The sequence below is a fragment of the Serratia sp. Res13-Sevr-LER1-36-b genome (assembly GCF_015673035.1).
GTDB classification, from domain to species: Bacteria; Pseudomonadota; Gammaproteobacteria; order Enterobacterales; family Enterobacteriaceae; genus Chania; species Chania fonticola_C.
Genome location: NZ_JADACK010000005.1, coordinates 780,537 through 799,860, shown reverse-complemented (window position 1 = coordinate 799,860; position 19,324 = coordinate 780,537). Strand labels below are relative to the sequence as shown.

Annotated in this window: 17 protein-coding genes; 9 read left to right on the top strand and 8 right to left on the bottom strand. The window is 53.6% G+C overall.

The annotated features are described in order from the left end of the window. The first annotated feature begins 39 nt into the window (after positions 1-39). Positions 40-696, top strand: coding sequence for a peroxiredoxin-like family protein (locus IMQ33_RS04780; RefSeq protein WP_196062547.1), 657 nt, complete (start codon positions 40-42; stop codon positions 694-696). Between the two features lie 41 nt (positions 697-737). Here IMQ33_RS04780 and fumC read toward each other — a convergent pair whose 3' ends face one another. Beyond that, positions 738-2,135 (bottom strand): class II fumarate hydratase, encoded by a 1,398-nt coding sequence (gene fumC / locus IMQ33_RS04775; protein WP_196062546.1) that lies wholly within the window; start codon positions 2,133-2,135, stop codon positions 738-740. Between the two features lie 205 nt (positions 2,136-2,340). Between fumC and manA the strand changes: the two genes are divergently transcribed. Next, positions 2,341-3,519 (top strand): mannose-6-phosphate isomerase, encoded by a 1,179-nt coding sequence (gene manA, locus IMQ33_RS04770; protein ID WP_196062545.1) that lies wholly within the window; start codon positions 2,341-2,343, stop codon positions 3,517-3,519. Positions 3,520-3,654: 135 nt separating this feature from the next. Next, the gene (locus tag IMQ33_RS04765) at positions 3,655-5,202 is read left to right on the top strand and encodes a YdgA family protein (RefSeq protein ID WP_196062544.1); all 1,548 of its coding nucleotides are present in this window, start codon (positions 3,655-3,657) and stop codon (positions 5,200-5,202) included. A gap of 38 nt (positions 5,203-5,240) precedes the next feature. On the opposite strand, the gene IMQ33_RS04760 is transcribed toward IMQ33_RS04765, so the two are convergent. Continuing rightward, complete coding sequence (locus IMQ33_RS04760) at positions 5,241-6,380, bottom strand: serine hydrolase (RefSeq protein WP_230326787.1); 1,140 nt, start codon at positions 6,378-6,380, stop codon at positions 5,241-5,243. A gap of 100 nt (positions 6,381-6,480) precedes the next feature. On the opposite strand from IMQ33_RS04760, the gene IMQ33_RS04755 reads away from it, so the two are divergent. Further along, positions 6,481-7,398, top strand: a complete 918-nt coding sequence (locus tag IMQ33_RS04755) for a LysR family transcriptional regulator (protein WP_098931208.1) — start codon at positions 6,481-6,483, stop codon at positions 7,396-7,398. Between the two features lie 88 nt (positions 7,399-7,486). On the opposite strand, the gene IMQ33_RS04750 is transcribed toward IMQ33_RS04755, so the two are convergent. Then, positions 7,487-8,500 (bottom strand): alpha/beta hydrolase family protein, encoded by a 1,014-nt coding sequence (locus IMQ33_RS04750; protein ID WP_370572724.1) that lies wholly within the window; start codon positions 8,498-8,500, stop codon positions 7,487-7,489. A gap of 145 nt (positions 8,501-8,645) precedes the next feature. After that, on the bottom strand, positions 8,646-9,677 hold the full coding sequence (locus IMQ33_RS04745) for a Mal regulon transcriptional regulator MalI (protein WP_046808213.1): 1,032 nt from the start codon (positions 9,675-9,677) through the stop codon (positions 8,646-8,648). 224 nt (positions 9,678-9,901) lie between these two features. Here IMQ33_RS04745 and malX point away from each other — a divergent pair, with 224 nt between their 5' ends. Together malX and IMQ33_RS04735 are read left to right on the top strand one after the other, a co-directional pair. Continuing rightward, positions 9,902-11,485: a maltose/glucose-specific PTS transporter subunit IIBC gene (gene malX, locus IMQ33_RS04740; RefSeq protein WP_196062543.1), complete on the top strand. Its 1,584-nt coding sequence runs from the start codon at positions 9,902-9,904 to the stop codon at positions 11,483-11,485. 46 nt (positions 11,486-11,531) lie between these two features. After that, positions 11,532-12,713, top strand: coding sequence for a MalY/PatB family protein (locus IMQ33_RS04735; RefSeq protein ID WP_186579652.1), 1,182 nt, complete (start codon positions 11,532-11,534; stop codon positions 12,711-12,713). Between the two features lie 44 nt (positions 12,714-12,757). Here IMQ33_RS04735 and IMQ33_RS04730 read toward each other — a convergent pair whose 3' ends face one another. After that, positions 12,758-13,348 carry an NUDIX domain-containing protein gene (locus IMQ33_RS04730; protein WP_098931211.1) on the bottom strand — a complete coding sequence of 197 codons (591 nt, stop codon included), beginning with the start codon at positions 13,346-13,348 and terminating at the stop codon, positions 12,758-12,760. Positions 13,349-13,447: 99 nt separating this feature from the next. Here IMQ33_RS04730 and IMQ33_RS04725 point away from each other — a divergent pair, with 99 nt between their 5' ends. The 3 genes from IMQ33_RS04725 (at position 13,448) to IMQ33_RS04715 (ending at position 16,502) form a co-directional block, all read left to right on the top strand. Further along, a complete protein-coding gene (locus IMQ33_RS04725) occupies positions 13,448-14,203 on the top strand; it encodes a DeoR/GlpR family DNA-binding transcription regulator (protein ID WP_065686145.1) in 756 nt (251 codons plus the stop codon). Between the two features lie 167 nt (positions 14,204-14,370). Next, positions 14,371-15,369: an adenosine deaminase gene (add, locus tag IMQ33_RS04720; RefSeq protein WP_065686144.1), complete on the top strand. Its 999-nt coding sequence runs from the start codon at positions 14,371-14,373 to the stop codon at positions 15,367-15,369. Positions 15,370-15,599: 230 nt separating this feature from the next. Continuing rightward, a complete protein-coding gene (locus IMQ33_RS04715; RefSeq protein ID WP_196062542.1) occupies positions 15,600-16,502 on the top strand; it encodes a LysR family transcriptional regulator in 903 nt (300 codons plus the stop codon). A 14-nt stretch (positions 16,503-16,516) separates the two neighbouring features. Here IMQ33_RS04715 and IMQ33_RS04710 read toward each other — a convergent pair whose 3' ends face one another. From IMQ33_RS04710 to IMQ33_RS04700, 3 genes are all read right to left on the bottom strand, one after another. Continuing rightward, positions 16,517-17,701 (bottom strand): MFS transporter, encoded by a 1,185-nt coding sequence (locus IMQ33_RS04710; RefSeq protein WP_196062541.1) that lies wholly within the window; start codon positions 17,699-17,701, stop codon positions 16,517-16,519. Positions 17,702-17,976: 275 nt separating this feature from the next. Beyond that, complete coding sequence (locus IMQ33_RS04705; protein WP_173409351.1) at positions 17,977-18,282, bottom strand: NIPSNAP family protein; 306 nt, start codon at positions 18,280-18,282, stop codon at positions 17,977-17,979. A 16-nt stretch (positions 18,283-18,298) separates the two neighbouring features. Next, positions 18,299-19,294 (bottom strand): bile acid:sodium symporter family protein, encoded by a 996-nt coding sequence (locus IMQ33_RS04700; protein ID WP_059200737.1) that lies wholly within the window; start codon positions 19,292-19,294, stop codon positions 18,299-18,301. Between the last annotated feature and the right edge of the window lie 30 nt (positions 19,295-19,324).

Sequence of the window (19,324 nt, the reverse complement as noted above, 5' to 3'; positions counted from 1 at the left end):
CAAACTGGTTGCTGTCCATTCGTTATCTTAAGGAACAACATGAAACTTCAGGATCAGCTCGACGCATTCAAGGCCGCTTTTGAAGCAGGCCAACTGCCCTTCAAGCTTGCGCCCTCGGATCATGAACTCTTGCGTCAGGGTATCGACGAGCTTATCAGTACAGAAATGGCCAACAACGCCTTGTCGGTCGGTGATCGCGCCCCTGAGTTTACTTTGCCGGATACCCAGGGTAACCCAGTCTCTTCCCAGCAATTGCTGGCACAAGGGCCGTTGGTCGTCAGTTTTTATCGGGGAGGATGGTGCCCATACTGCAATATGGACCTCCAGGCACTGCAGGCCGTTCTGCCTGAGTTGCGTAGCCGTGCCAACCTGGTGGCCATCTCGCCACAGTTGCCGGTTAACGGCCAGCAAATGCAGCAAGCGCATGGCTTAACGTTTCCTTTACTGACGGATAGCGGCAATAGCCTGGCAGCACAGTTTGGTTTACGTTTCGCGTTGGCGGATGAACTTGTCGAGCTGTACATCAACAGCTTGGGTATCGACCTGACCAAGCTTAACGACGAAAGTGGTTGGACATTGCCGATGCCTGCCCGCTTCGTTATCGCGCCTGGCGGTGACATCATTTATGCAGAAGTTAACCCGGATTATACCCAGCGTGCGGATCCGTGGGCGTTGGTTTCATTGCTGAAGGGGTGAGCCGCATTGCCAGGCGCTATCACAGCGCCTGGCCTTTGGCGTTATTTCCTCATGCTGCCGACCATCTCCTCTGGCCGCACCCATTCGTCAAACTGCTGCTCGGTCAGATAGCCCAACTTCAGCGCCGAGGCTTTCAGCGTCAATCCTTCCTTGTGGGCCTTTTTGGCGATTTCCGCCGCCTTGTCATAACCGATATGGGTATTCAAGGCGGTAACCAACATCAGCGACTCGTTAAGCAACTGGCCGATGCGTTCGCGGTTTGGTTCAATCCCCACCGCACAGTGCTCATTGAAGCCGCTCATCCCATCTGCCAGCAAACGAATAGATTGCAGATAGTTGTGAATAACCATCGGGCGGAATACGTTCAGCTCAAAGTTACCGGACGCGCCGCCAATATTCACCGCCACGTCGTTGCCCATCACCTGCGCACAGAGCATGGTCATGGCTTCACACTGCGTTGGGTTGACCTTCCCCGGCATGATTGAGCTGCCCGGTTCGTTTTCTGGGATAGAAATTTCACCGATGCCGCAGCGTGGCCCAGAGGCCAGCCAGCGCACATCGTTGGCGATCTTCATCAACGAGGCGGCCAATCCCTTCAAGGCACCGTGGCCATGCACCAGCGCATCGCAGGTTGCCAGGGCTTCGAACTTGTTCGGCGCGGTGACAAAAGGCTGCCCGGTCAGATCTGCCAGCGCCTTTGCCACACGCACCGCGTATTCGGGATGAGTATTCAGCCCGGTCCCCACCGCCGTGCCGCCCAAGGCCAACTCACTGAGATGTGGGATACTGGCTTCGATATGTTTGAGGTTATATTCCAACATCGCCGCCCAGCCGGAGATTTCCTGGCCCAGCGTCAGTGGCGTAGCATCTTGTAGATGGGTGCGACCGATTTTAACGATATCGTGGAAAGCTTCCGCCTTGGCATGCAGCGTGCAGTGCAGCGCTTTCAGCTCAGGGATTAGATGCTCGCGCACCGCGATCACCGCCGCCACATGCATTGCGGTAGGGAAAACGTCGTTGGAACTCTGGCTTTTGTTGACGTCGTCGTTGGGGTGCACCCGCCGCGCTTCACCGCGTTCGCCCCCCAGCAACTCGCTGGCACGGTTGGCCAGCACTTCGTTCATGTTCATATTGGTCTGGGTGCCGGAACCGGTTTGCCAGATCGACAAAGGGAATTCATTGGGGTGCTTGTCCGCCAGCACTTCATCGGCAGCCTGGATAATCGCCTTGCCCCGCTCTGCTGGCAGCAACCCCAGATCCATATTGACGCTGGCTGCCGCACGCTTGGTCATCGCCAACGCATGGATCAGCGCCGGGGGCATTTTTTCTGACGAGATACGGAAATGTTCCAACGAACGCTGAGTCTGCGCGCCCCATAGTTGGTCGGCGGGTACTTCGATGGGGCCCATTGAGTCTTTTTCAATCCGAACGCCTGCCATCACGGTCTCCTTAGCACAATTCCTAAAAATTAAGGGGAAATGCCAACGAGTGATAGCCCGTTGGCGAGCCTCTTCAGTATAGCCAGATAATAACTATTCGCATTAACGTCCAGAGCAAAGAGCATTTTTAGCCATCTTGGCTTGCATGCGCCTGCGCCACATTGTTTACTTAGCGCAATTTTCTTGAGAAAGCAGGGATACGATCATGCAAAAAATGACAAATGCCATCCAAAACTACGCCTGGGGCAGTGTTGATGCGTTAACCAAGCTGTATGGCATTGCCAACCCGACAGGCAAGCCAATGGCCGAACTGTGGATGGGTGCCCACCCTAAAAGCAGCTCACAGGTCGCCGATCAGGCGGGGAACCTACGCTCTCTGCGTGAGGTGATTGATACCGACCAGCCGAAACAGCTGGGTACCGAAGTGGCGCAACGCTTTGGTGAACTGCCGTTCCTGTTTAAGGTGCTGTGTGCCGACCAACCGCTCTCCATCCAGGTCCACCCGAGCAAGAGTGCCGCAGAGGTGGGCTTTGCCAAAGAAAATGCCGCCGGTATTCCGTTTGATGCCGCTGAGCGCAACTATAAGGATCCGAATCACAAGCCGGAGTTGGTGTTTGCCCTGACGCCGTTCCTGGCAATGAATGGCTTCCGCGAACTGGACGATATCGTTGCGCTGTTACAACCGATTTCCGGCGCACATCACGATATCGCTGCTTTCCTGCAACAGCCGGATACTGCCCACCTGGCGACCCTGTTTGCCAGCCTGCTGGGGATGAGCGGTGAGCAAAAAACGCTGGCGCTTGGCGTGCTGAAAGCCGCCTTGAACAACCAGCAGGGGGAGCCTTGGGACACCATCCGCTTTATCGCGCGTTTCTATGCCGACGATAGCGGCCTGTTCTCTCCGCTGCTGTTGAACGTAGTCAAACTGGCACCGGGTGAAGCCATGTTCCTGTATGCCGAGACCCCACATGCCTATCTGAACGGCGTCGCGCTGGAGGTGATGGCAAACTCGGATAACGTGCTGCGCGCAGGTCTGACGCCAAAATTCATCGATATTCCTGAACTGTTGGCCAATCTGCAGTTCCGCCCACAACCAGCGTCGGGCCTGTTGACTCAGCCAGAGCAACGTGGCAAAGAACTGTTCTTCCCGATCCCCGTTGAGGACTTTGCCTTCTCGTTACACGATCTCGATGCCACACCGCAGCCACTGGCGCAAAACAGTGCGGCGATTGTATTCTGCGTAGAAGGTGAAGCAACACTGGAGAAACAGGGCCAACAGGTCATCTTGCAGCCAGGTGAATCCTGCTTTATTGCCGCCTTTGAATCCCCGGTTAACGTCACCGGGAGTGGCCGTATCGCCCGCGTTTATAATCAGTTGTCCTAATTGACGGTAAAATATAGGTAAATAAGTTGCTAAGATGATTAGTTTACCTACACAATAAAACGCCTACGGGCGTTTTTTCGCAGGCCCAATTGGTCGCCCTGCCCTCTACCGGCTTAACAAAGGAATAACAGAACTATGAAAAAATCGTTAGTCGCTGTCAGCGTCATTGTGGTGCTCGGCGCAGCATGGACTGGAGCCTCTTGGTACACCGGCAAGCTTATCGAGCAACGGATGGGGGAAATGGTAGACACAGCAAATAGCCAGTTGAAAACCATACTGCCTAAGGCTGGGGTCAAGATGAGCTATGAAAACTACCAACGCGGGATTTTCAGCAGCCAAGCCCGTTTTGTGCTGCGTGCCGATGGTAGCATCACCACCGACGATGCCCTGCTGAAGTCCGGCGAAGAAGTGGCCTTCATTGAAACCGTCGATCACGGCCCATTCCCGCTGGCCCAGTTGAAAAAATTCAACCTGATCCCAAGCATGGCTTCGGTACATACCGAGCTGGAAAACACGCCAAAAGTCAAAACCCTGTTTGAAATCACCAAAGGTAAGTCGCTGTTCAGCGCCGATTCACGCATTGCCTACAGCGGCGATGTTGCCAGTTCCATCGATGTGATCCCGGTGGAATACCAGAAAGATAAGTCCTCACTGAAATTCAGCGGTGCAAAAATTGACGCGGATGTCGGCAAGGACATGCAAAAAGCTATCCTGGACGCCAGCAGTGACAGCCTGGTGATCAGTGGCCCGAACCAGTCCGGCCAGAACGAACAGATGACGATGCAAGGGCTGACGCTCAAAAGCAACACCCATCTGGGCCAGTACGGTCTGAGCTTGGGTGAGCAAGCGCTGGGCATGAAGCAACTGACCGTGGCTGTCGACGGTAAAGACGCCATGACGATGGAAGGCTTCAACCTGGCCAGCCAGTTCGGCGAGAAAGGCAACAGCCTCGCAGGCCAGTTGGATTACACCATGACAGCGTTAAAAATTCAGGGCACCGATTTTGGCGCGGGTAAACTGCTGCTGAAAATCGACAACCTGGATGCTAAAGGGCTGAAAGAGTTTGCCGATCGTTACAACCAGCAGGCTATGGCCTTGCTGCAACAGGCCGAAACACTGTCGCCAGAAGCCTACCAACAGCAAACGGCTGAGATGCTGGTGCAAAACCTGCCGCTGTTGCTGAAAGGCAACCCAACCATCAGCATCGCACCGCTGAGCTGGAAAAATGCCAAGGGTGAAAGCACCTTTACTCTTAACCTCGATCTGCTGGATCCCGCACAAGCTGGCGCTGCGGCCGAATCACCGGACCAACAGCTTGCCCGCTCGGTCAAGAAAATCGACGCCCAGTTGACTATTCCAGTCGCTATGGCGCAGGAAACCATGGCTCAGGCGGCACAGCTGCAAGGTGCCAGTGCGCAACAAGCACAGCAGCAGGCCGAACAGCAGGTGAAAAGCCTGGCGGCGATGGGCGAGATGTTCAAGATCACCACGCTGAAAGATAACGTGATTGGCAGCAGCTTCAAGTATGCCGATAACCAGATCGAGCTGAACGGCAGCAAAATGTCGCTGCAGGAGTTCGTGGGTATGTTCGGGATGCTGGGCGGCGGTTCCGCACCAGAAGAAGATAGTGCTCCAGAGCCAGATGCTCCGGCACCAGAGCAACCCGCTCTGCAAGGGCAATAAAAACCTTCTGGGGTCAGATGATATCTGGCCCCTTTTTTCTAACCGTAAACCGCATCGCGGATCTGCACGGGATATAAACCGCTCATTCCTTCAATCGCGGTGTTGGTCAACGCTACCACACTCAACTGCGCGACCGGATCGTAAAACCAACTGTGCCCATATACGCCGCCCCACTGCATAGTGCCATTATTCTGCGGCGTTGCTGCCAATGCGGCATCCACCAGCACCGCGCCACCAAAACCAAAGCCCCAACCCGGCCCCTGAATTTCTGCCTGCGCTCCTACATGGGGTTGACGCATCAATGCGGCGGTTTCTGGCTGTAAAACTCCGTCGCCACCATTACGCAGCGTCTCCACCAGGCGCAGCACATCGTCAGCGTCACCAACCATCCCCGCGCCAGCCGAAGGATAAGCGTGGCGGTCAAGCGCTCGCGAAGGCGCAAACTCCACGTCAAAACCAAACTCCTCAGGAAGCCTCAACAGAAAGCCGTCATACATCGCTGCCGGTTGCGGTTCAGCATTGTAATAGGCCGTAGCCAGCTTATCGGCGTTCAACGTATAAAAACCGGTATTCCCGAGCCCTAACGGTTGACCAACCCAGCGCTCGAATAGCTGTGGCAAAGGCATACCAGCCACCTGCTCCAGCACCGCACCCAATACGTCAATTGCCAATGAGTAGCTGAATTCGCTCCCCGGCTCTGCCTGCAATGGTGCCTGCGCCAACCGACGCAGATTTTGCTCCAGCGTTAACGAGGACATCTCCATGCCGTCGTGGATCCCTAACCGCTGGTAGATCCCGCCCTCTGGTTGCTTGAAACGGTAATCAAGCCCGGCGGTGTGGGTTAACAGGTGGCGAATAGCGATCGCTGGCCGACGTCCATCCGGCAACGCCGGAGTAAACCACGGTAGCCAACGGCTAACGGCATCATCCAGACTCAGCAGTTGCTGTTCTATCATACGTAGCGCCGCCAGTGTGGTGTAGGGTTTAGAGACCGAAGATAGCCGGAATTGGCTGTTACGCTGCATGGGTTGCCGCTGCTCGCGATCGGCATAACCGCTGGCACCGGCGTAAATCACCGCCCCCTGTTGAGCCACCAGCACCACGCTACCCACGATCCGCCCTTCGGCGATCGCCTGCTGATTGACTGCCTCTATCCGTTGTGTCAATGCCTGAGCCATAACTGTGATCCTCTTAAGATAATCAGGCCAGTCTACGGTTTTGATCATTAAATTAAATAGGCTAAAATTTAATGAATCATTAAGTTGGAATTATCGATAGATGAGCTCACTACTGCAATTACTGCCGTTTTTCGACGCCGTTGCCAAATTGGGCAGTTTTACCCAGGCGGCCAATCATCTGGGCGTCACACCGCCTGCGGTTTCACAAAATATCCGCGCGCTAGAGGCCCATCTGGGAGTACGCCTGTTCAACCGCACCAGCCGTTCAGTCAGGTTAAGCGATGAAGGGTTGGCATTTTATGAAAAAATCGCCCCCGCTATGGGCCAGATTGAGATCGCGGCAGAAAATGCCAGCAGTCAACGTGGTGAGCCAAGCGGCTTATTACGTATTACCTTGCCGCAGTTGGCCGCGTCGATGCTGGTCATGCCCTATCTGCCGGAGTTCCATGCGCGCTATCCTGAACTTAAGCTGGAGCTGTTTACCGACGATCGTTTTGCCGATCTGGTGCTGGATAATTTTGATGCGGGCATCCGCATGCAGCGCATGTTGCAAAAAGACATGGTGGCCGTCCCTATCGACCAAGGCCAACAACATGTGATCGTGGCTTCTCCGGGCTATCTGGCACAACACGGTCAGCCCGAAACGCCGCAGGAGTTACAGCAGCATGACTGCATGCGCTACCGCTTTCCCGGCAGTGGTAAACTGGAACCCTGGTATTTCAGCAACGGGACTGAGCAGTTGACGCTGGAGGTCAACGGGCGGCTGATCTTCAATGAAAACCAGTTGCTTAAAGACGCGGCGATAGCGGGATTAGGGCTCAGCCAACGCTTTCGGGCTGCCGTACACCAAGAGTTGCAGAGCGGACAACTGCGAGAGGTTCTGCAGGATTTTAGCAACGTCGCGCCGGGGTTCTTTATCTACTTTCCAGCGGGCCGCCATATGCCGCTCAAGCTGCGCGCCTTTATCGATTTTATGCGGGAAAAACGCGAGCGGCAGATCAAGCCGATCCGCGCTTGAGCTTCTGGGTATTGAACGCCTCGGAGGTTGCGAAAGCCGGGCCAAAGTCTTTCATTTTTTTGTTTTCAGCGTGGCTTCAGAATGCGGTTCACTCATGACATTGCTGACTAAGTATCCAGTCTGAAATAGCCCTTAGTGAACCCGGCGAGTAAGCATGCTGCCCGGACAACAGAAATCCACCTTGCTTCCACCAAGGCCACTGCGAGGATAGCTGGTAGTCAAACCATTCGCTCCGCAAAAGCCCATGGGTAGCCTCAGCAACCAGCCTGATGCAGCGAGGTGTTTTGGCCGGGAGTTCTTCGCTCCAGACAGCGATCGTTTCGTGAGGATCGACATTGCGATCATCCGCCCCCATCAGGATCATTACCGGCGTTTGCATCGCTGAAATATCTTTCCTTGCATCGGCCTGTGAGTTTCGACGCTCAAAGTCCTGCCGGGTACAACGAGAAATACAGGGAGATGCGGCTTCCTCCTGCGTAAACTGCCTGTCAAAAGCGGCAGCTTCTCGTGCTTGCGCCTTCACGATATTTTCAGCTGACAGGCCCTCAGATTGCAGACGTTGCCCCGTATAATAAATCCCCTGAGCTCGCCAATTTATCGCCGCGCCCACCAGAATAGCAAAGTCGGTTTTTACCTGTTGACTGGCCTTTGGCACGACCCAGCCCGCCTGAGAAAAGCCAAGAAAACCTATATCGCTGTGCTTAAACTCCGGTTCCTGTTTCAGTCTTCTCAGAGCCGATGCCGCTTCATCTGCGCGATCTGGCAGGGTTTGTGCCAGCCAGTTACCACTACTTGCCCCAACGCCGGGTTTATCCCATGAATAAACTGCGATCCCCTGGGCAACCAGGAACTTCACCAACGGAATATAGCCGCCTTCAGACCAACGATCTTGAGCGCCATCGCCATGTACCAGCAGGATAAGCGGTGGCGATATCTTCCCAGGAGGAAGGATTAATGTACCTTCCAGAACGTCCTGATGATGCTCAAATGTGATAGTTCGTTGGTGATCATCATCGAAAAGTTCAAATTCAGATAACCGAATCAGCAAAAAAACGATCAGGAAGCTCACCATGCAGAAACCAAATATCCCATATCTGTTCACAGCAGCTCCCAAATTAAATCTCATATCGTGTCGGTTATATCAAAAATTTCGCTTTAATTTAATCGGCTTCAGAGCAAGGCTGTTTAGAGACATCTGAGAATTTATATTATTGGGACAACGGCAAGATTAGAGATTTAGCTACGGATCAGGCCGATCCGCGCTTGATCAGCTCTGGGGACAGGATCACATTCTGCGGCGCCAATGAATCATCGCCAATACGTTGCAACAGCCGCAGAGCAGCACTGCGTCCAACCTCACGAGCCGAGCTGGAGATAAAGGTCAGCGGGGGTTCGGTCAGTTCGGCCTCCGGCACATCGCCAAAACCGATCAGCGCCACCTGTTGACCATAAAAGCTGTCCATCCCTTCCGAGCCAATACTACGGCCACTGCGCACAATACCAAAATAGGCACCCAACGCCACCGAGGCCTTATGGCACACCAACGCACTGATATTGGGATACTGACGCAACAGATTTTCGGCAGCTTCAGCCGCCGCCCGTTGATGACAATCGCATTCGACGATCCATTCTGAGCGGAATGGCAGGCCGTATTGCACCAGGGTGGCACAGAATCCCCCCAGACGTTCGGCGCGTGTGAGCGAATCGCTTTGTCCACCAAGGTAGGCGATCTGGCTATGCCCCCGTTTGATCAGAAATTCGGTGGCCATTTTCGCGGCCTGCATATTATCGGGCCGCACCACGTCTACACCTTCCAGCCCATTGGAGCGCGCGGCACACACCAGCGGTACCCCCTGAGCCTCGGCTTTCTCTTTCAGCCCTTTCGCGGTACGTACCCCACCCGCCAACACCATGCCGTCAACGCCATGCTCCAGAAGCATATCAAAACAGCGCATCAGCCCTTTGCCTTCGCGCCCGCTTTGGGTCAGAAACAATACTTTGCCATTGGCTTCCAGTACCTCACTCACCCCGGCGGTCATCTCGGCATAAAACGGTTCGCAGATATCACGCAGGATCAGCCCTACCACCCCCGATTCGCCGCCGCGCAACGTAGCGGCCTGACGGTTACGCACATAGCCAAGCTGCTCGATCGCCTGATTCACACGGGTCATGGTGGTGGGTGAAATACGCCCTTTGCCGCTCAGCACCAGAGAAACGGTGGTCACGGATACGCCTGCCAACTGTGCGACGTCAGTGATAGTGATCTTTTTGATGGTAATAACCTCTGCAATGCCCTATCAGGGCGAGTTTCACCCTGATAGCAAATGGTATACCGAATCTCTCAATGCAGTAAAACGATTTACCCACATAAGCATTGTCACCGCAAAGCACCGTTCATAATTGTGATTAGGGACGCATTTTTACTAGGTAAAACGTTTTATCTTATTTTTACCTAATCGGGTACACACAACATTGCATGCTTTTTCGCCAGGAGTCGTCGGTTATGCCAGCGTCTAAAAAACAAAAAATTACGCTTTGGGAGTTTTTCCAAAGTCTGGGCAAGACATTTATGCTGCCCGTCGCACTGCTTTCATTCTGCGGCATCATGCTGGGGATCGGTAGCTCACTAAGCAGCCGTGACGTGATCACGTTGCTGCCTTTCATTGGTCATCCGGCTTTCCAGATGCTGTTCACCTGGATGAGCAAGATCGGCTCCTTTGCTTTCAGCTTCCTACCGGTGATGTTCGCCATTGCCATTCCTTTGGGCATGGCGCGTGAGAACAAAGGCGTGGCCGCCTTCTCTGGGTTTGTCGGCTTTGCCGTGCTGAACCTGGCGACCAACTTCTACCTGACCACGTCAGGCGTGCTGCCTACCGTCGATCCGCTGGTGCTGAAAGCCAATAACATCCAGAACATCCTGGGCATTCAGTCTATCGATACCGGTATCCTCGGCGCGGTGATCGTCGGGATCATCGTTTATCTGCTGCACGAGCGTTTCAACACCATCCGCCTGCCGGATGCGCTGGCGTTCTTCGGCGGTACTCGTTTTGTCCCAATCGTCACCACCGTGGTACTGGGCCTGTGCGGTCTGATTATCCCGCTGATCTGGCCTTGGTTCGCTGCCGGTATTAACGGGTTGGGCCGTATGATTAACGGTGCAGGCATGTTTGGACCGATGATTTTCGGCTCCGGCGAACGTCTGCTGCTGCCATTCGGGCTGCACCACATTCTGGTCGCTCTGATCCGCTTTACCGAAGCGGGCGGTACGCTGGACGTTTGTGGCCGTGAAGTCAGCGGTGCATTGACCATCTTCCAGGCGCAGCTCTCTTGCCCAACCACTCACGGCTTTGCCGAAAGCGCTACCCGCTTCCTGTCCCAGGGTAAAATGCCTGCCTTCCTAGGTGGCCTGCCGGGTGCGGCGTTAGCCATGTACCACTGTGCCAAGCCGGAGAACCGCCACAAGATCAAAGGGCTGCTGATTTCCGGTGTAGTGGCATGTGTCGTCGGCGGTACCACCGAGCCGATCGAATTCCTGTTCCTGTTTGTGGCTCCGTTCCTGTACCTGATCCACGCGATCCTGACCGGTCTGGGCTTCACTGTGATGGCCTTGCTGGGCGTCACTATCGGTAACACCGACGGCAACATTATCGACTTCGTGGTGTTTGGCATCCTGCACGGCACCGCCACCAAGTGGTATCTGGTGCCGTTGGTGGCCGCCATCTGGTTCGTTGCCTACTATGCGATCTTCCGCTTCGCCATCCAGCGCTGGAACATTAAAACGCCGGGCCGTGAGACGGAAACCACCGCTACACAGAGCGCCCCTGTCGGTGCCGTGGGTAAATCCGGCTATAACGTGCCTGCTATCCTGGCGGCGTTGGGCGGTAAAGAGAATATCGTTTCGCTGGATAACTGCATTACCCGCCTGCGTATGTCGGTTAACGACATGAGCAAGGTGGATGATGCAGTGCTGAAAGCCAACCGGGCTATCGGCGTGGTGCACCTTAATGACCATAACCTGCAAGTGGTTATTGGCCCACAGGTGCAATCGGTGAAAGATGAGTTAGAATCACTGATGGCCAACGCATAACCTTCCCTCCGGGCGCAGCCTGCTGCGCCCTTGTTCGGAGTTTCACATGTTTGATTTTTCTACCCCGGTAGATCGTCACGGTACCTGGTGCACCCAGTGGGACTACATCGCCGACCGGTTTGGTACCGCAGATCTGCTGCCTTTCACCATCTCCGATATGGATTTCGCCACCGCCCCCTGCATTCTTGAAGCCCTGCAAAAGCGCCTGCAACACGGCGTATTGGGATACAGCCGCTGGCAGCATGAAGACTTTCTTGGCGCGGTGCGGCATTGGTATCAACAACGCTTCAATGCCCCTATCGATACGACCAAGGCGGTCTATGGCCCTTCGGTAATTTACATGGTGGCACAACTGGTGCGTATCTGGTCGGCTCCGGGGGAATATGTGGTCACCCATACGCCAGCCTACGATGCGTTCTATAAGGTGATCCTGGGTAATCAGCGCCAGGTGTTACCTTGCCCGCTACACAAAGTGGATAATGATTGGCAATGCGACATGGCTCATCTGGAAGCCCTGCTGGCCCGGCCACAAACTAAGATCCTGCTGTTGTGCAGCCCGCAAAACCCCACCGGCAAGGTGTGGACACAGCAAGAGCTGGAGCAGATGGCAGAGCTGTGCGAACGCCATGACGTGAAGGTGATCAGCGATGAGATCCATATGGATATGGTTTGGGGGGAACATCGTCATACGCCATGGAGCCAGGTGGCCACCACCCCGTGGGCGTTGCTGACCTCCGGCTCTAAAACCTTCAACATTCCGGCGCTCACTGGAGCCTATGGCTTTATCAGCGATGATAGCGCGCGGGATAGCTACGTTCAGGCACTAAAAAGCCGCGATGGATTATCCTCACCTGCGGTGCTGGCGGTGGCAGCCCATATTGCCGCCTATCGCCACGGCGAGCCTTGGCTAGACGCGCTGCGCGACTATCTGCAAGATAACCTGACCTACGTGGCCGAACGGCTCAACCAGGCATTGCCACAGCTAAACTGGCAGCCACCGCAGGCAACCTATCTGGCGTGGATCGATATACGCCCGTTGGGCATTGACGACCGCGAATTGCAGCAGGTGCTGATCGAACGTGAGAAAGTCGCCATCATGCCCGGCTTTACCTATGGCGAAGAGGGCCGTGGTTTCCTGCGCTTGAACGTCGGCTGCCCACGCAGCAAGGTTGAAGCTGGGATGGATAAGCTGATCGCCGCGTTACAATTTGTCCTGGACGCAAAATAGGTTATATCGCCAGGGGCGGAGTGCCCCTGGTTTATGGACTGACTTCACTTCTCCAAGGTGCCGTTCAACGCTACGTATTGCAGCAGCATGATGGTTTTAGCGTCGACAATCACACCCTGATTAATCGAATTTAACGCTTCTGAAAGCGACATCTCCAATACCTCCAGATCCTCACCCTCTTCTTCGATACCCCCTCCGGCAGCCACTTTGCTCCGTGCATCGTATTCTCCGATAAAGAAGTGCAGTTTTTCGGTTACCGAACCCGGACTCATATAGGCGGCAAACACCTTCTGCACGTTTTGCACGAAATAGCCGGTTTCCTCTTCTGCCTCGGCCCGAATGCGATCTTCGGGGGAAGCATTATCCAGCAGGCCTGCGGCGGCCTCTATCAGCATGCCATCGTGACCATTAACGAACACCGGAAAGCGGAACTGGCGCGTCAGCACCACGGTCTGATGCTGGCGATTGAACAGCAAAATGGTGGCTCCATCACCACGGTCGTAAGTTTCACGGCTCTGCCGCTGCCATTGCCCATTACGCCGCAAAAAGTCAAAGGTGGTTTTTTTCAGCACGTACCAATCGTCGGACAACACTTTACTTTCAATAATACGCACTCTGTCTTGGGTGGAAACCATCTGCTCAACCTCGTTGTGGCCGGAAAGAGCGTTGATATTATCGTGCAGTTTCGTGTATTATCAAGATAATTCATGCATAAAAAGAGATGGGGATCCCACATGCTGACCAGCCAACGTAAAAAGATCATTCTTGAAAAACTGGCCCAGGATGGGCAGGTTGTCGCCAAACAGCTGAGTGAGTTTTTTGGGCTTTCCGAAGATACCTTACGGCGAGATCTGCGCGAATTAGACAGCGAGGGGTTGCTACAGCGGGTGCATGGGGGCGCCCTGCCGGTTTCATCCGCCATTGCCACCTTTGCCGAAAGGAATACGCTGGAATCTGCCGCCAAAACCGCCATCGCCAAAGCAGCAGCCGCCATGATTATGCCTGGGCAAGTGGTGATACTGGACGGCGGTACCACCTCTGCTGAACTGGTAAAGCAGCTACCGCGTAATTTGCAGGCCACCATTGTGACCCACAGCCCAAGCGTCGCAGTGGGTTTGGTCGAACACCCCAATATTGAGGTGATCATGATCGGCGGACGGCTCTATAAACACTCTATCGTCTGCGTAGGCGCCGCGGCGGTAGAGGCCATGTCACATATTCGTGCCGATATCTATTTTATGGGGGTCACTGGGGTACATCCCGTTGCAGGGCTGAGCACCGGCGATCTTGAAGAAGCCTATATCAAGCGGGCGTTAGCCGCCCGAGCGGCTGAAACCGTGGTGCTGGCCTCTGCCGCCAAGTTAAATGCCGCCTCACAGTATGCCATTGGTGAACTCACCTTGGCGCAGACGATCGTGGTGGAAGGTGATACCGCTGATGCCTTAATCGAGCCGCTGCAGCAGGCTGGCGTGACCGTAATCAAAGCCTGAGGCTAAACACACATAGCCCAAGGTGACTTAGCTTTACCCTAAACTGCGATCGGCATCGCAGTTTAATGTGACTTGAGTCACTTTTTCATGCAACGATATGGCTATTTTCATTCGTTTGTTTTTATACTGATCTGCACTTTACCTATACAAAAATAATGAGTGCCGCCATGATTGACTCCCGCTTGCCCCTTACCGATATTCACCGTCATTTGGACGGTAACATCCGTGCGCAAACCATTCTTGAGCTGGGGCGCCAGTTCAATCTAGCCCTGCCAGCCAACGAGCTGGCTGCCCTGCTTCCCCATGTGCAAATCACCCATACCGAACCCGATCTGATGAGCTTTTTGCAAAAGCTGGACTGGGGGGTGGCGGTACTGGGCGATCTGGACGCCTGCCGTCGCGTGGCCTATGAAAACGTGGAAGATGCGGCAAACGCGGGGTTGCACTACGCCGAGCTGCGTTTCTCCCCTTACTACATGGCGATGAAGCACCAGCTACCGGTGGCTGGCGTGGTGGAAGCGGTGATTGACGGCATTCGCTCTGGTTGCCGCGACCGCGATATTGACGTGCGCCTGATTGGTATCATGAGCCGCACCTTCGGCGAAGCCGCCTGCCTGCAAGAGCTAGACGCTTTGCTGGCCCACCGCGACGGCATTACCGCGTTGGATCTGGCCGGTGATGAGCTGGGCTTCCCTGGCAGCCTGTTCCTCAACCATTTCAACCGTGCTCGTGACGCAGGCCTGCGCATTACCGTTCATGCCGGTGAAGCGGCTGGCCCAGAAAGCATCTGGCAGGCGATCCGTGAGTTGGGTGCAGAGCGCATCGGCCATGGGGTTAAAGCAGTGGAAGATCCGGCACTGATGGATTACCTGGCGCAGCATGCCATCGGGGTTGAATCGTGCCTGACCTCGAATATACAAACCAGCACCGTGTCTTCACTGGCACAGCACCCGCTGGCCACCTTCCTACGCCACGGCGTGCTGGCCTCAATCAATACCGACGATCCGGCCGTGCAAGGCATCGAGATTGAGCATGAATACCGCGTGGCAGCTCCACAAGCCGGATTAACCCCGCAGGAAATCCGCACCGCGCAGGAAAACGGCCTGAAAATGGCGTTCCTCAGCGAGCAGGAAAAACAGGCGCTACGCGCTAAAGTGCTTGGCTAATCCCCTGTTGCAGACTCAGCGGCCTTGCCCGTTGAGTCTGCTCTCAAGACCTTGCCCTGGCGGTTCTGGATATTCTCATCTCAAAACGCAAAACTCAGTAATCATGAGTGTTCGCTCTATAAGTATCAGACTATAGCCCCAGAATAAAATGTGTTATGGTTTATCTTTGAACTCATCATTTGTCCTCAACAGCATAAACGTCAGAAACGAAAGTTATAAATGGTGTGCATATGGACTTGTACAGATATACGGAAAACTTATCTCTATTTATTGATATTGCCAGAAATGGTTCATTTTCTTCTGTTGCACGCAGGCACGGGGTGAACCCATCCTCGATCATGCGCAAAATAAACAGGCTTGAAGATGTGATGAGGATAAAATTATTTATCCGTTCGCCCCGTGGTCTAATGCTTACCGATGCTGGAGAGGCCTTATATCTTCGATCAATAAAAATCCTTGATGCTCTCTGTGATATGTATAGTGAAATCGGCTCAATGAATACAGGGCTTAAAGGAACTTTACGTGTTAGTTGTTTGCCCACCTTCGCCAAACTTCATATATTCCCATGGCTATCTGAGTTCAAGAAAAACTTCCCTGATATTGATCTTGCGTTGGATTTGACTGAACGGTTGACTAATCCATCGATCGAACGGCTTGATGCCGTCATCAGAATTGGTCCCCTAAAGGACAGCGTACTGTATGCCACTCATATTGCGGACCAGTATTGGATAGCATGTGCAAGCCCGTTTTATCTGCAGAACCATGGTCATCCAAGCGGACTTGATGAACTTGAAGGGGATCATCTACTAGATAAATTTCAGGATCCCTATTCGATATGTTGGCGGAGGGTGATCTATCAGGATCCCGAGAGGAAGCACCATATCTATTTACGCTGCAATGATTTTGACGCACTGCGCATTTCGGCTGTCCATGGATTAGGTATTGCATTCCTTCCTAACTGGGTAGTCGGTAATGATATTAACGCAGGGCGACTCGTGAAAGTCTTTGATGATCCTCAACGGCAGACTCAGGAAATCCACCTATTACGTGCCGAGCCAAAAGTCTCCCCTAGGCTGACGGTGTTTCTTCAGACGCTATGTAAACACCTTGCCAACGAATTGGGGAAACCTTAGACATAATCCTCATATTACCACGAAGGGGGAGATGGCCGCCGGAACAAAGACAGCATCCCTGTGAAGTTGAAGAACATGACGATCAGGGAAGTGATAACGCCAAGCAACGCAATGCCAAACCATCCAAATCGCAGGCTTAGCTCTGCACCTATGTATGTGCCAAAGGCTCCGCCTAGAAAATAGCAAAACATAAAGACAGTATTGAGCCGACTGCGAGCGGTTTCCGACAGTGCCAAAGCACGTAATTGATTGCCAACTAAGCCTGCCCGTCCCCCTACATCTAGAAAAATGACGCTGATGATGAGGGCGGTCAAATAGTGTCCTGACATTACCAGGAGTAAAAAACCGACTATAGTGCAGAGGCTGCCTAAAAAAACAATCGCCTGTGGTGTATACCTGTCCGCTAAATTACCGATAATCGGTGTCATCAGGATCCCTGCAATTCCTGCGAAACCGAAAGCACCAACAATATCACTGCCGAAATGATAAGGAGGACGAGACAGAAGCAAAGCCAGAGCCCCCCATAATGCACTGAAAGATCCAAACATTAAGGCTCCAGACAGACAGGCTTTGCGTAACTCACTCTCTTGCCGGAAATAGGTTAAAAGCGATACGATTAGCTGCCGGTAAGGCATCGGATTTTTTGATGGGCTGTTATGAGGCAGTAGACGATAGATTATCACTATCATTATCACATTGATGGCTGCTGCCACGATATACATGGCACGCCATCCCCAGTGCTCACCAATCACGCCGGAAAGGATGCGAGCAAATAGGACTCCGGCCATCAGTCCACTCATCACTATTCCTACAGCCCGCCCCCGTTGTTCCGGGGGGGCCAACAAAGTCGCCATTGGAATAATTATTTGTGCACCCACTGCGGTCATACCAATAGCGATACTGCTCATCAGCAGTTGTGCAATATCTTGAGCCATAGCGGCGAACAGTGAAGCAACAGCATTAATCCCCAGCAAAAAGCTCAGCAACTTTCGCCGCACAACGCGATCGCCCAAGGGGACAAAAAAGACCAATCCTGCAGCATAGGATAACTGAACAACCATCGCAATTGAGCCTACGGTCTTGGTATTAGCGCTGAATTCCCTGGAAAACAACTCCAGTAACGGTTGGTTATAATAAATATTTGCCACAGACAGCGCACACAAACAGGCTAACGAAAAGTAAACCCTTGTATCTATCATAGTAAATTCACCATTATCATTAACTGCTTCAGTAGAATTAAAATGAGTCTAAAATAGTAAACATCCAGCCTTCATTTTATTTACTGGTGACAATAGTGGAATACCATTAAATCAGATAATGGCTTTGCAGATACCGCAAAGCTCATGCTGAGAAAATAAGAGATTTATCCAAAGCCTGAAATACGTTTGCCCGTTGGAGACGGCACCGTTCCCGATATCCACCAGTGCTAAATCCCCGACCGGACAATTCCATTTAGCCCACAACCCACGGCAGATCAGGGCTGACATGGCAGCACCACCCGGTGACTCTCTTCAATCAGGGTCACAATCTCGGTACGTGGCCCCTCCAACCAGGCTTGGCTGCGGTAAAAGGCCTGCAATACCTGTTCCATTTCCACCATGCCATCAAACCGCCGCAGCAGGTAATAGGCATCGGGATCGTGAAGTGAAACACCGTACTCAAGCACGGTGATCCCTGCGGCCTGATGCAGCGGCACGCTATCATGCTGCATGATGTGGTGAAAACGCTCGCCACTGCCCGCTTGTAAACGATATTGCAAAATTTCGACTACCTTGGTCATGCTGCATCCCTGTTTTTTATTTAGTTACGGCAACTTCGCGCTGCTGGGCTGTTTTACGCGCATAGCGCTGTGCCAGCACCGCACATACCATCAACTGTACCTGATGGAAAATCATCAAGGGTAATACCATTGCCCCAACGGCAGCGGCTGGAAATAGCACGTTGGCCATCGGAATGCCGTTGGCCAGGCTCTTTTTCGAACCGCAAAATACGATAGTGATCTCATCGGCTGTATCAAAGCCCAGCCAACGTGCGGCATAGGTGTTGATAATCAGTACCACCGCCAATAGCACCAGCGACATCACCAGGATCGTCAGCAGCGACCAGCCATCAATGGTGTGCCAAATCCCCTCAACCACCGCAGCGCTGAACGCGGTATAGACCACCAGCAAGATCGAGGAACGATCGGTGAGGTTAATCAGTTTGCGATGGCGATCGATCCATTTGCCAATCAGCGGACGTGCCAGATGGCCAATAACAAACGGCACCATCAGTTGCAGAATAATCGAGCCGATGGCATGCAACACATCAGTATTGCCTCCTTGCGTATGCATCAATGCCCCCACCAGCAGCGGAGACAGGAATACCCCAAGAATGCTGGATGCCGAAGCGCTGCAGATCGCCGCCGCCACGTTCCCTCCAGCTGCGGAGGTGAAAGCGATTGCCGATTGCACCGTGGCAGGCAGAGCACACAGATAGAGGAACCCCAGATAAACGGTGGGCGTCATTAAGCCCGGCACCAGCAGGTTCATCGACAACCCTAGCAGCGGGAAGAGCGCAAAGGTACTGAGAAACACCACCAGGTGCAGCTTCCAGTGGCTCATTCCGGCAACGATCGCCTCACGGGAGAGTTTCGCCCCATGCATGAAGAACAACAGGGCTATTGCGGCGGTGGTTAAATGTTCGAAGAAGGTCTGCCAAATCCCTTCACAGGGCAACAATGAGGCCAACAGCACCACCATCAGCAGTACCAGTAAAAACTTGTCGATACGTAGACGTTGTAACCAGGACATCCTGCAAAATTCCTTGCTATTAATGCGTAA